The 11,662-nt window shown below is 73.6% G+C and carries 11 protein-coding genes; 5 read left to right on the top strand and 6 right to left on the bottom strand.

Annotated features, from left to right (window positions below; all coding sequences use genetic code 11):
- The 3 genes from ureG to CCN29_RS27960 all read left to right on the top strand — a co-directional run.
- Nucleotides 1–603: urease accessory protein UreG (gene ureG / locus CCN29_RS27970; protein ID WP_086685376.1), on the top strand; the 603-nt coding region annotated here is incomplete at its 5' end.
- Complete coding sequence (locus CCN29_RS27965) at nt 591–1,391, top strand: urease accessory protein UreD (RefSeq protein WP_086685373.1); 801 nt, start codon at nt 591–593, stop codon at nt 1,389–1,391. The genes ureG and CCN29_RS27965, both read left to right, overlap by 13 nt.
- Before the next feature lie 103 nt (nt 1,392–1,494).
- Nucleotides 1,495–3,114 carry an alpha/beta hydrolase gene (locus tag CCN29_RS27960; protein ID WP_373297239.1) on the top strand — a complete coding sequence of 540 codons (1,620 nt, stop codon included), beginning with the start codon at nt 1,495–1,497 and terminating at the stop codon, nt 3,112–3,114.
- A gap of 64 nt (nt 3,115–3,178) precedes the next feature.
- Here CCN29_RS27960 and CCN29_RS27955 read toward each other — a convergent pair whose 3' ends face one another.
- The gene (locus CCN29_RS27955; RefSeq protein WP_006135215.1) at nt 3,179–3,904 is read right to left on the bottom strand and encodes a lysophospholipid acyltransferase family protein; all 726 of its coding nucleotides are present in this window, start codon (nt 3,902–3,904) and stop codon (nt 3,179–3,181) included.
- Nucleotides 3,905–4,101: 197 nt separating this feature from the next.
- Between CCN29_RS27955 and CCN29_RS27950 the strand changes: the two genes are divergently transcribed.
- Entirely contained in the window at nt 4,102–4,557 is a 456-nt protein-coding gene (locus CCN29_RS27950) for an RpiB/LacA/LacB family sugar-phosphate isomerase (protein WP_006135214.1), read from the top strand.
- A 13-nt stretch (nt 4,558–4,570) separates the two neighbouring features.
- On the opposite strand, the gene CCN29_RS27945 is transcribed toward CCN29_RS27950, so the two are convergent.
- The 5 genes from CCN29_RS27945 to CCN29_RS27925 form a co-directional block, all read right to left on the bottom strand.
- Complete coding sequence (locus CCN29_RS27945; RefSeq protein ID WP_086685371.1) at nt 4,571–5,800, bottom strand: PP2C family protein-serine/threonine phosphatase; 1,230 nt, start codon at nt 5,798–5,800, stop codon at nt 4,571–4,573.
- Between the two features lie 9 nt (nt 5,801–5,809).
- Nucleotides 5,810–8,284: a SpoIIE family protein phosphatase gene (locus CCN29_RS27940; protein WP_031016413.1), complete on the bottom strand. Its 2,475-nt coding sequence runs from the start codon at nt 8,282–8,284 to the stop codon at nt 5,810–5,812.
- 176 nt (nt 8,285–8,460) lie between these two features.
- On the bottom strand, nt 8,461–9,687 hold the full coding sequence (gene rocD, locus CCN29_RS27935; RefSeq protein WP_006135211.1) for an ornithine--oxo-acid transaminase: 1,227 nt from the start codon (nt 9,685–9,687) through the stop codon (nt 8,461–8,463).
- Nucleotides 9,684–10,496, bottom strand: coding sequence for a dimethylargininase (ddaH, locus tag CCN29_RS27930; RefSeq protein ID WP_031016414.1), 813 nt, complete (start codon nt 10,494–10,496; stop codon nt 9,684–9,686). Before ddaH ends, rocD begins: the two co-directional genes overlap by 4 nt.
- A 123-nt stretch (nt 10,497–10,619) precedes the next feature.
- Entirely contained in the window at nt 10,620–11,123 is a 504-nt protein-coding gene (locus CCN29_RS27925; protein ID WP_006135209.1) for an Lrp/AsnC family transcriptional regulator, read from the bottom strand.
- 143 nt (nt 11,124–11,266) lie between these two features.
- Between CCN29_RS27925 and CCN29_RS27920 the strand changes: the two genes are divergently transcribed.
- A partial coding sequence (locus CCN29_RS27920; protein ID WP_143661391.1) for a response regulator occupies nt 11,267–11,662 on the top strand: 396 nt, incomplete at its 3' end.

Raw genomic sequence — 11,662 nt, 5'->3', positions numbered from 1 at the left:
GCCCTGCGGATCGGGCTCGGCGGGCCCGTGGGGTCCGGTAAGACCGCGACCGTCGCCGCGCTCTGCCGGGCGCTGCGGGACGAGGTGTCCCTGGCCGTCGTGACCAACGACATCTACACCCGCGAGGACGCCGAGTACCTGCTCCGGGAGGCGGTGCTGCCTCCCGAGCGGATCACCGCGGTCGAGACGGGCGCCTGCCCGCACACCGCGATCCGGGACGACATCTCCGCCAATCTCGAGGCGGTGGAGGACCTGGAGGACTCCGTCGGCCCGCTGGACCTCGTCCTCGTCGAGTCCGGCGGGGACAACCTCACCGCGACCTTCTCCAAGGGGCTCGTCGACGCGCAGATCTTCGTGATCGACGTGGCCGGCGGGGACGACGTCCCGCGCAAGGGCGGCCCCGGCGTGACCACCGCCGACCTGCTGGTCGTGAACAAGACCGACCTCGCCCCGTACGTCGGCTCGGACCTCGGCCGGATGGCGGTCGACGCCAAGGCGCAGCGGGGCGCCCGGCCCGTGGTGTTCCAGTCGCTGCGCGCGGACGAGGGGGTCGCGGCGGTGGCGTCCTGGGTGCGGGGGCGGCTCGCCGCGTGGGCGTCGTGAACACCGCGGGCGTCCGGGCGGAGGCGGAGATCCGCGCCCGCGCGGACGACCGGGGCGGCACCGCCCTGCCCGTGCTGGAGGGCCGGGGCCCGCTGGCCGTGCGGCGGACGCGGGGGAGCGGCGCGACGGCGCACGTCACGCTCGTCGGCGCGATGAGCGGCCCGCACGGCGGGGACCACTTCACGCTCCGCGCCGACGTGGGCGCGGGCGCCCGGCTGCGGGTCGGGTCGGCCGCCGCCACGCTCGCCCTGCCGGGCCAGCACGGAGGACGGGCGCGCCAAACCGTGCGGATCACCGTCGCCGCCGGAGGCGAACTGCACTGGCTGCCCGAGCCGTTGATCTCCGTCACGGGCAGCGAGCTGGCCGTGGGCACCAGCGTAGACCTGGAGCTTGGCGCCCGGCTGGTCCTCCGCGAGGAACTGGTGCTGGGACGGACCGGGGAGGAGCCCGGACGGCTCACCTCCCGGCTGACCGTGCGCGTCGACGGGCGCCCCGTCCTCGACCAGGAACTCGACTGCGGCGCCGGCGCGCCCGGCGGCTGGGACGGCCCCGCCGTGCTGGGCGGCCACCGTGCCGTCGGACAACTCGTCGTCTGTGACCCGGAGTTCGCGGACAAGCCGGTGGAGCCCGACGCGTCCGCCGACGGCGCCGCCGTCCTTCCGCTGGCCGGACCCGCCGTCCTGGTCAGCGCCGTGGCCCCGGACGCCCTGCGGCTGCGCCGGCTCCTGGACCGCGCGCCCGTCTCCTTCGCCCCGGCGTCCGTCTCCTCAGGCGCCGCGTCCGCATGACGTAACCCCCACGTCCGCTTATCGGATTGGCAAAGAAGGGGCGTCCCCTCTGTCGCCCGTGACCTCCGGGGGACGAGGATCCTCCCCCGTACGCATCGAAACCATGTACGGGGAGGCCCCCTTGAGGGACAGCAGACCGAAGAGGCGGGTGGCGGCGCTCGGTTCGGCCGGCGCGCTCGTCACGGCCGCACTCATAGCCGGCGCCGTCGCGGCGCCCACCGCGAGCGCGACGGCGGAGACACACCACGGCAAGGACCGTGAGGCCAAGGGCGTGGCCGTCGCCGCCGCCCGGGCCGCCAAGACCGGCATCGACTGGCAGGACTGCCCCGCCGACTGGAACCTGCCGCAGCCCATCCAGTGCGGCTGGGTCTCCGTGCCGCTGGACTACGCCCGGCCGAACGGCAAGCAGATCAAGCTCGCCGTCGACCGCGTCGCGAGCACCGGCACGCCGGCCGAGCGGCAGGGCGCGCTGCTCTACAACCCGGGCGGCCCCGGCGGCTCCGGCCTGCGCTTCCCGGCCCGGGTCACCTCGAAGAACCCCGTCTGGGCCAACACCGCCAAGGCGTACGACTTCGTCGGCTTCGACCCGCGCGGCGTCGGCAGGTCCGCGCCCATCTCCTGCGCCGACCCGCAGGAGTTCGTCAAGGCGCCCAAGGCCGACCCGGTGCCGCGCACCGAGGCCGACAAGCGCGCCCAGCGCAAGCTCGCCCGTGAGTACGCCGAGGGCTGCCTGGAGCGCAGCGGCACGATGCTGCCCCACATGACCACCCCGAACACCGCGCGCGACCTCGACGTCATCCGCGCCGCGCTCGGCGAGAAGAAGCTCAACTACCTGGGCGTCTCCTACGGCACGTACCTCGGCGCCGTCTACGCGACCCTCTTCCCGGACCACGTCCGCCGCATGGTCGTGGACAGCGTGGTCAACCCGTCCCGCCAGAAGATCTGGTACCAGGCCAACCTGGACCAGGACGTCGCCTTCGAGACCCGCTGGCAGGACTGGCAGGACTGGGTCGCGCGGAACGACGCCGCCTACCACCTCGGCACCACCCGCGCCGCCGTCCAAGAACAGTGGCTGAAGCTGCGCGCCGCCGCCGCGAAGGAACCGTTCGGCGGCGTCGTCGGCCCCGCCGAGCTGATCGGCTTCTTCCAGAGCGCCCCGTACTACGACTCCGCGTGGGCCCCGGTCGCCGAGGTGTTCAGCCAGGCCGCCGCCGGGAACACGCAGGCGCTGGTCGACGCCGCCGCCCCGGACCTCACCGACACGGCGGGCAACGCGGCCTCGGAGAACGGCAACGCCGTCTACACCGCGGTGGAGTGCGCCGACGCCAAGTGGCCCACCGACTGGCGTACCTGGGACCGCGACACCACCCGGCTGCACCGCGACCACCCGTTCCTGACCTGGTCCAACACCTGGATGAACCTGCCCTGCGCCACCTGGCCGACGGCCCAGCGCACGCCCGTCGACGTGAGGACCGGCAAGGGCCTGCCGCCGGTGCTGATCGTCCAGTCCGAGCGCGACGCGGCCACCCCGTACGGCGGCGCCGTGGAGCTGCACAAGCGGCTCAAGGGCTCCCGTCTGATCACCGAGCGGGACGCCGGCTCCCACGGCGTCACCGGCCTGGTCAACCCCTGCGTCAACGACCGGGTCGACACCTACCTGCTCACCGGGAAGCTGGACCGCTCCGACGTGACCTGCGCCCCGCACGCCACGCCGAAGCCGTAACCGCACGACACGGAAGGGGGGCGGCCGGAACGCACCGGCCGCCCCTCACCCGTGTCCGCGCATCTCAGCGCTGCGGCATGCGCGGCGCCCGCCGCTTCTCCTCCGCCTTGCGCTCGGCCTCCGCGGCCTTCACGTCGGCCGCGTACCGGTCGACGTACTCCTGCTCGGAGAGGGAGAGGATGGCGTACATGATCTCGTCCGTGACGGCGCGCAGGACCGCCTTCTCGTTCTCCATGCCGGCGTAGCGCGAGAAGTCCAGGGGCTCGCCGAAGCGGATCACCACCGGGTGGATGCGGGGGATCTTCCGGCCGGGCGGCTGCGCCTCGAACGTGCCGATCATCGCGCAGGGAACCACCGGGACGCCCGCCTTGAGGGCCATCACCGCCACGCCGACCTTGCCCTTGTAGAGGCGGCCGTCGTGCGAGCGGGTGCCCTCCGGGTAGATGCCGAGCAGTTCGTCCTTGCTCAGCACCCCGAGCCCCTCACGGATCGCCGCCTGCCCGGCCTCCTTGCCGGAGCGGTCGACGGGGATCTGACCGGCGCTGTGGAAGAAGAACGCCGTCAGCCGTCCCTTGAGACCGGGGCCGGTGAAGTACTCGGCCTTGGCGAGGAAGGTGATGCGCCGCTTCAGCACGGCCGGCATCAGGAAGTGGTCCGAGAACGACAGATGGTTCCCCGCCACGATCGCGGCGCCGGAGGACGGGACGTTCGCCAGGCCCTCGATCCGGGGCCGGAAGACCAGTCTGAGCAGCGGGCCCAACAGCACGTATTTGAGCAGGTAGTAGAACAAAAGCACGCTCCTCGACTCTGGGAAACGACGGGATCGCCGCGTTCCAGCAGGTCATCCGGCACGTCGTGAACTGCCAGTCTAGGACCGGGTGACGGGCCCCGGCACCAGGTTCGACGGGAACCGGAACCCACCGCACCGGAGGGCCGGCCGCACACCACGCGACCGTCGCCCGCACCCCGGCCCGTACCCTCGACGGTATGCGGATCTCCGTCTCCTCCGACATGGACGAACCCGTCGCCCGCGCCCTGGTCGACGCACTGCGCGAGCGCGGCCACGAGGTGCGCGCCCACGGCGCCCTGAGCCCCGGGGACGACCCGCAGTGGGCCGTCTGCTCCGAGGCCGCCGCCCGCGACGTCGCCGACGGAAGGGCCGACCAGGCGGTGGTGTGCTGCTGGACCGGCACCGGCGCCTCGATCGCCGCCAACAAGGTGCCCGGCGTACGGGCCGCCCTGTGCACCGACGCGTACACCGCCGACGGCGCCCGCCGCTGGAACGACGCCAACGTGCTGGCGCTGAGCCTGCGCCTCACCTCCGTTCCGCTGCTCCAGGAGATCCTCGACGCCTGGTTCGCGGGCCGGCCCAGCGACGACCCCGAGGACCGGGCCAACGTGGAGCGCACGGCACACCTCGACCGGACACGCACCGGCGCCTGACGGCGGGGGTGGCTCACAGCCGCACGACGACCAGCGCCGTGTCGTCCGTGGCGCCGCCCGGCGGCAGCAGTTCCCGCAGCACGGTGTCCGCCAACGGCTCGGGGTCCAGCTCCCGGTGGTGGCTCAGGGAGTCCGCCAGCCGCCGCAGCCCGACGTCGATGTCCTCCCGCCGCCGCTCGATCAGCCCGTCCGTGTAGAGCACGAGGGTCGCCCCCGGAGAGAAGGCGACCGATGCCTCCGGCCGCGGCCGCGGTTCGGGACGGGCGTCCAGCGGCGGGTCCGTCGCCCGGTCGAGGAACTCCACCCGGCCGTCGCGGTGCAGCAGCACCGGCGGCGGATGGCCGGCGCTGCTGTAGGTGATGACATGCCGGTCGAAGTCGATGAACGTGGTCACCACCGTCGCCGACTCGGCGCCGTCCACCACGTTCGCGTAGCGGCCCAGCACGTTCAGCGCCTGGCCAGGACCGTCCGCCACCCGTGACGTGGCGCTCAGCGCGCTGCGCAGCTGGCCCATGACCCCGGCCGCCTCCAGGCCGTGCCCCACCACGTCGCCCACCGACACGCCGATGCGGTGGCCGCCCACCAGGTCGACCAGGTCGTACCAGTCCCCGCACACGTTGAGCGCGCCCACCGCAGGGCGGTAGCGCACCGCGGCCCGGCGGTGACCCATCTGCCGTGTCGCCGGCAGCATCGCCTTCTGCAGCACCAGGGCCACCTCACGCTCCCGCGCGTGCGCCTCGCGCAGCCGGGTGTTGAGCTCCTGGAGCTCCCGGGCGCGCGTGTACAGCTCGGCCTCCAGCACCCGTCCCGCGGTGTCGCCGCCGAGACTGCGGGCCCGCACGAACTCGGTCACCTCCTCGACCCGGTGCAGGATCAGGCGAATCCGCCCGTCCGGCCCGAGGACCGGGCAGTTAACCGGGGACCAGTAGTGCTCCTGCCAGTCGCCCGAGTGCTCGGGGCTCTCGATGTCGTAGCGCTGCAGGGGCATCGTGTCCCGCTCGCCGGTGGCCAGGACCCGCAGCAGCGAGGCGCGCAGATGGTGCGAGTTCTTCGCGTCGGGCGCGTTCACCGACTCCGGGAACACGTCGAACACGTAGCGGCCGATCAGGGACTCGCGCGGACGCCCGGTACCGCGCACGTACGCCTCGTTCACATCGGCGAACACCAGGTCGGGCGTCAGCAGCGCCACCATGCCCGGCAGCGCCTGGTACACATCCTCGTAGTCGATCGACGTCCGTGCCATGGCGGCGCCTCACTCCCGGGGTGTCGTCAGCGGCTGCTCCGCCCAGATGATCTTCCCGTCGGGCACGAAGCGGGTGCCCCAGCGCTCGGCGAGCTGCGACACCAGCAGCAGTCCGCGGCCGCCCTCGTCCATCGCGCGCGGATGCCGCAGATGCGGGGCGCTCGCGCCGCCGTCGAGCACCTCGCACACCAGCGTCCGCTCCCGGATCAGCCGCAGCCGCACCCGCCCGGAGGCGTGCCGGATCGCGTTCGTCACCAGCTCGCTCACGAGCAGCTCCGTGGTGAACATCTGCTCCTCGTCGAAGCCCCAGCGGGACAGCTGGTCCTGCGCCGTCCGCCGGGCGTCCGCCACCACCGCCGGGTCCGGCGGCAGCTCCCACGCTGCGATCTGCTCCGGCGCCAGCCGCCGGGTCCGCGCCATCAGCAGCGCCACGTCGTCCTCCGGGTGGGCCGGGACCAGCGCGTCGACCACGGCCTGGCAGCTGGGCCGCAACGCGCGCTCCGTCCCCTGAAGCGTCTGCCGCAGCCGCTCCCGCCCGGCCTCGTCCGTGCCGCCTTCGCCGTGCGCCAGCAGTCCGTCCGTGTGCAGGACCAGCGTGCTGCCCTCGGCCAGCGACAGCTCCACCGCCTCGAACGGCGGACCGCCCACCCCCAGCGGCGGCCCCTGCGGCAGGTCCACGAAGCCGACCGTGCCGTCCGGCGCGACCACCGCCGGCGCGGGATGGCCCGCGGCGGCCATCGTGCACCGCCCGTCCGCCGCGTCGTACACCACGTACAGGCACCCCGAGCCGACCGAGTTGCCCGGCACGGCCCCGTCGTCGCCTTCCCCTGCCCCTTCCCCGTCCCCGTCCTCCCGTGCCGAGCGGGAGGCCAGGTCGTCCAGGTGCGCCAGCACCTCCTCGGGCGGCAGGTCGATCGCAGCCAGCGTGCGCACCGCCGTGCGCAGCCGCCCCATCGCCGCGGCGGCGTCGATGCCGTGCCCGGGCACCTCGCCGACCACCAGCGCGACCCGGGCGCCGGACAGCGGGATCAGGTCGTACCAGTCGCCGCCCAGGCCGGTCAGCTCGTCGGCGGGCCGGTAGCAGGCGGCCACCTCGACGGCGTCCTGGTCGGGCAGCCGGCGCGGCAGCAGGCTGCGCTGGAGCACCAGCGCCGCGTCCCGCTCGCGGGTGTAGCGGCGGGCGTTGTCCACGCAGACGGCGGCGCGGGAGACCAGGTCCTCGGCCAGGTGCAGGTCGTCCGCTTCGAAGGGGCTCTGGCGGCGGCGGAAGAACGTGGTGAGCCCCAGGGTGATGCCGCGGGCCCGGATCGGGACGATCATCACGCTCTGCAGGCCCAGCTCCAGGAACGTCGACTCCCGGGCGTCCGGCGCGCCCACGGCCCACTCCACGGCCAGCGGGTCGAGCTGCTCCTGCCGCCAGGACCGGCCCGTGGCCAGACACCGCGCGGGCGGGGAGTCCGCCAGGTAGGTGACGACCGCGCCGCTGTCCACGACCGTCCGCGGCAGGTCCTCGTACAGGGAACGGTGTCCGGCGCGGCGCAGCGGCACCCGCTCCGACCCGGCGAGCGGCTGCGGCACCGGCTCGGCGCCCTTCAGCACCGTCTCCAGCAGGTCCACGGTGACGAAGTCGGCCAGCCCGGGCACGGCGACGTCCGCCAGCTCCTGGGCGGTGGTCATCACGTCGAGGGTGCGGCCGATGAACTCGCCGGCCCGGTCGAGCAGCGCGAGGCGCTGCCGGGCGCGGTGCCGGTCGGTGACGTCCACCACGGTGTAGTACACGCCGGTCGGCTCGCCCCGGTGGTCCTCGAGGCGGGTGAACGACACCATGTGCGCGGTCTCCCGCAGGGGCGCCGACCGCGCCCGGCCGACGGACTCGTAGCCGATCACCTGCTCGCCGGTCTCCAGAACGTGCCGCATCCGCTGCTCGACGGCCGCGCTGTCCATGCCCGGCTGGACCTCCGCCACCCGCCGGCCCACCCGGCTCCGGGCCGGACCGCCGCCGAACTGCTCCAGGGCCGCGTTGGACCACACGTATCGCAGGTCCGTGTCCACGATGGCGATGCCGATGGGATTGCCCGCGACGATCTGCTCCAGCACGTCGCGGCTCATGTCCCAGCCCTGGGCGGTGTCCCCCAGCTCCGACAGCAGCACCAGCACCGCTGGGCGGCCCTGCGGCGCCGTGGTCGGGGCGACACGCACCGCCGTGGGTACCGGACGCCCGTCCCGGTGGCGGGCGGTCATCAGTCCCGACCAGTCGCTCCCGGTACGGCAGCGGGCGAGCACGTCGTCCATCCGCTCGGCGTCGGCGGACTCCAGCAGATCGGCGAACTTCCGGCCCACCGCCTCCGCCGCGGCGTGACCGAGCAGCCGCTCCGCGTGCCCCGTCCAGCCCGTCACCAGGCCGTGCGGATCGAGCAGCAGGGGCGCGGCGTCGGCCACGTCGAACCCCTGCCGGGCTCCTCCCTGCTCCTTGTGTCCGTCCACGGACGGCCTCTCTGTCGCTGAGAGTGTTCTGACACGGTATGTCCCCGCTAGACCCCATCTTCACCCCGGGGAGCGGCCGGGGGCTCCCCGGAGGTGGGCCACCGGTGCGCCGCGAGCGGTCCCTCACACGCCGCCGCCCCCGCCGGAGAGGTCCGGCGGGGGCGGCGGGCAGGCGGTCAGACCTGGCGGCTGAGCACCTTCTCCAGCGTGCGTAGCGCCTCCCGCAGCTCGTCCGCGGTGACGGTCAGCGGCGGGGCCAGCCGGACGGTCGAGCCGTGCGTGTCCTTCACCAGGATGCCCTCGCGCATCAGGCGCTCGCTGACCTCCCGGCCGGTGCCGAGCGCCGGGTCGACGTCGACGCCCGCCCACAGGCCGCGGCTGCGGAACCCGGTGACGCCCTTGCCGACCAGCGCCTCCAGGCCCTCCCGCAGCACCACGCCCAGCTCGGCCGCGCGCCGCTGGAACTCGCCCGTCTCCAGCAGCTCCACCACGGCCGTGCCCACGGCCGCCGCCAGCGGGTTCCCGCCGAAGGTCGACCCGTGTTCCCCCGGACGGAGGACCTGGAGCACCTCGCGCCGGGCCACCACCGCCGACACCGGGACGATGCCGCCGCCCAGCGCCTTGCCCAGCAGCACCACGTCCGGCACGACCGACTCGTGCTCCACGGCCAGCGTGCGGCCGGTGCGCCCGAGCCCCGACTGGATCTCGTCGGCGACGAACAGGCACCCGGCGCGCCGGGTCAGCTCCCGCACTCCGGCCAGATAGCCGTCGTCCGGGATCAGCACACCGGCCTCGCCCTGGATCGGCTCGATCAGCACCGCCGCCGTCGTCCCGTCGACAGCCGCCTCCATGGCCGCGAGGTCGTTGTACGGCACCACCCGGAACCCCGGGGTGAAGGGACCGAACCCGGCGCGGGCCGTTTCGTCCGTGGAGAAGCTGACGATGGTCGTGGTCCGGCCGTGGAAGTTGTCCGCCGCCACCACGATCGTCGCCCGGTCGGCCGGCACGCCCTTCACGTCGTAGGCCCACTTGCGGGCCACCTTGATGCCGCTCTCCACCGCCTCGGCGCCGGTGTTCATCGGCAGCACCATGTCCAGGCCGGTCAGCGCGGCCAGCCGCTCCGCGAATCCCGCGAGCCGGTCGTTGTGGAAGGCACGCGAGGTCAGCGTGAGCCGGTCCAGCTGGCGGTGCGCCGCCTCGATCAGCGCCGGGTGCCGGTGGCCGAAGTTCAGCGCCGAGTAGCCGGCCAGCATGTCCAGGTAGCGGCGGCCCTCGACGTCCTCCACCCACGCGCCCTCCGCGCGGGCGACGACCACGGGCAGCGGGTGGTAGTTGTGCGCGAGGACCGGCTCCTCCGCCGCGATCAGTTCGGCGGACGCGCGCGTACGGGGGGCAGAGGTCATGAGCGGATCTCCTGAGTGCAGCACTTGATGCCCCCGCCCGCCTTGTGGAACTCGGACAGGTCTACGGGGACGGGGACGTAACCGCGGTCGGCGAGCCGGCCGGCGAGGTGCGTCGCTCCCGGTGCGACGAACACGTGCCGGCCGTCCGAGACGGAGTTGAGGCCGAACGCCAGCGCGTCCTCCCGGGTGGCGGTCACCGCGTCCGGGTACAGCCGCTCCAGCACCTCACGGCTGCCCGGCGAGAACGCCTCCGGGCAGTACGCGACGTTCTCCTCGTCCAGCACGAACAGGGCCGTGTCCAGGTGGTAGAAGTACGGGTCCACCAGGGTCAGGCCGATCACCGGCACCCCGAAGAACTCCTGTACCTCGCGGTGCGCCTCGGGGGTGGTGCGGAAGCCGGTCCCGGCGAGGATCCAGCGCCCGGCGGGCACCAGGTCGCCCTCGCCCTCGCACACCGACTCCGGATGCTGGACGTCGAACCCGTGCGCCTTGAACCAGGCCTCGTACGGCACCGACTCCGGACGCCGCTCCGGAGCGTGGAACCGCGAGCCGAACACACGGCCGTCCACGACGACCGCCGCGTTCGCGGCGAACACCATGTCGGGCAGACCGGGCAGCGGTTCCACGGTCTCCACGGTATGGCCGTGCCGGCGGTAGGCGTCGACCAGCGACAGCCACTGCCGCCGGGCGAGTGAGACGTCGACGGGACGGTCCGGACGCATCCAGGGATTGATCGCGTACCGCACGGCGAAGAATCTGGGTTCGCAGACGAGAAAACGCCGTGGGCGCGCCACACGTGATTCGGGCACGAAGGGGTTCCTCCGCTTCACACGCTGTCAACAGGGGGTGACTCCACGGTAGGAACCCGGCCGTACGGACGACAAGCGACGGATCGTGCGCGTCCACGCAGGATCGCTGCGTCTTCCCGGCCCTCAGCGCACGTCCGGTGCGCCGTCAGGGGCGGGCTGCGTCACTCCCGCCTCAGGACTGTCGGGCAGCAGGTGCGACAGCACCATCACGCTGATCGTCTTCCGGATGAACGGCTCCTGGCGGATCCGCTCCAGCACCTCCTCGAAGTGCTCCACGTCCCGCGCCCGCACGTGCAGCAGGGCGTCCGCACCCCCGGTCACCGTCATCGCCGCCGCGATCTCCGGATGGTTGCGCACCACCTCCGCCAGCCGCCGCGGCGGCGCCGCACCCTCGCAGTACACCTCCACGTACGCCTCGGTGCGCCAGCCCAGCGCGGACGGCCGCACGGTCGCGGTGAACCCGGTGATCACCCCGGTCTCCCGCAGCCGGTCCACCCGGCGCTTGACCGCCGTCGCCGACAGCCCGACCGAGGCGCCGATCTCCGCGAAGGACGTCCTGGCGTTCGCCATCAGGGCGGTGACGATCTTCCGGTCGAGCTCGTCGAACGGCGTGGGCCTGCTGTTCATGCGGGCACTGTATCCACGGCCGCCCCACGGTCACCCCGGGTGCGCCCACGGGGGAGGAGCGGCGCGGACCGGCGCGGACCGGGGTGGAACGCCCTTGTCCGGCACATGGTCCCGGCCCGGAGATCCCCCTACACTCCCCATTCATGCTGCGCGCCCTCGCCGTCGACGACGAACGCCCCTCCCTGGAGGAACTGCTGTACCTGCTGAACGCCGACCCGCGCATCGGCAGCGCGGAAGGCGCCGGCGACGCCACCGAGGCCCTGCGCCGCATCAACCGCGCCCTGGAGTCCGGACCCGACGGGCCCGACGCCATCGACGTCGTCTTCCTCGACATCCAGATGCCCGGCCTCGACGGACTCGACCTCGCCCGGCTGCTCACCGGCTTCGCCCGGCCGCCGCTCGTCGTGTTCGTCACCGCCCACGAGGATTTCGCCGTCCAGGCCTTCGACCTCAAGGCCGTCGACTACGTGCTCAAACCCGTACGCAAGGAACGCCTCGCCGAGGCCGTGCGGCGGGCCGCCGCCCAGCGCGACGCCGCC

Origin of the sequence: Streptomyces pseudogriseolus (assembly GCA_002154585.1) — a bacterium.
GTDB classification, from domain to species: domain Bacteria; phylum Actinomycetota; class Actinomycetes; order Streptomycetales; family Streptomycetaceae; genus Streptomyces; species Streptomyces pseudogriseolus.
This window is presented reverse-complemented; position numbering and strand designations above follow the sequence as displayed.

Excerpts from the sequence above, each read along its gene's own strand:
- CCN29_RS27950 (WP_006135214.1), top strand. The coding sequence starts at position 4,102 with ATGCGGATCTCCGTCTCCTCCGACATGGACGAACCCGTCGCCCGCGCC.
- CCN29_RS27960 (WP_373297239.1), top strand. The coding sequence starts at position 1,495 with ATGTACGGGGAGGCCCCCTTGAGGGACAGCAGACCGAAGAGGCGGGTG.
- CCN29_RS27945 (WP_086685371.1), bottom strand. The coding sequence starts at position 5,800 with ATGGCACGGACGTCGATCGACTACGAGGATGTGTACCAGGCGCTGCCG.
- rocD (WP_006135211.1), bottom strand. The coding sequence starts at position 9,687 with ATGACCTCTGCCCCCCGTACGCGCGCGTCCGCCGAACTGATCGCGGCG.
- CCN29_RS27925 (WP_006135209.1), bottom strand. The coding sequence starts at position 11,123 with ATGAACAGCAGGCCCACGCCGTTCGACGAGCTCGACCGGAAGATCGTC.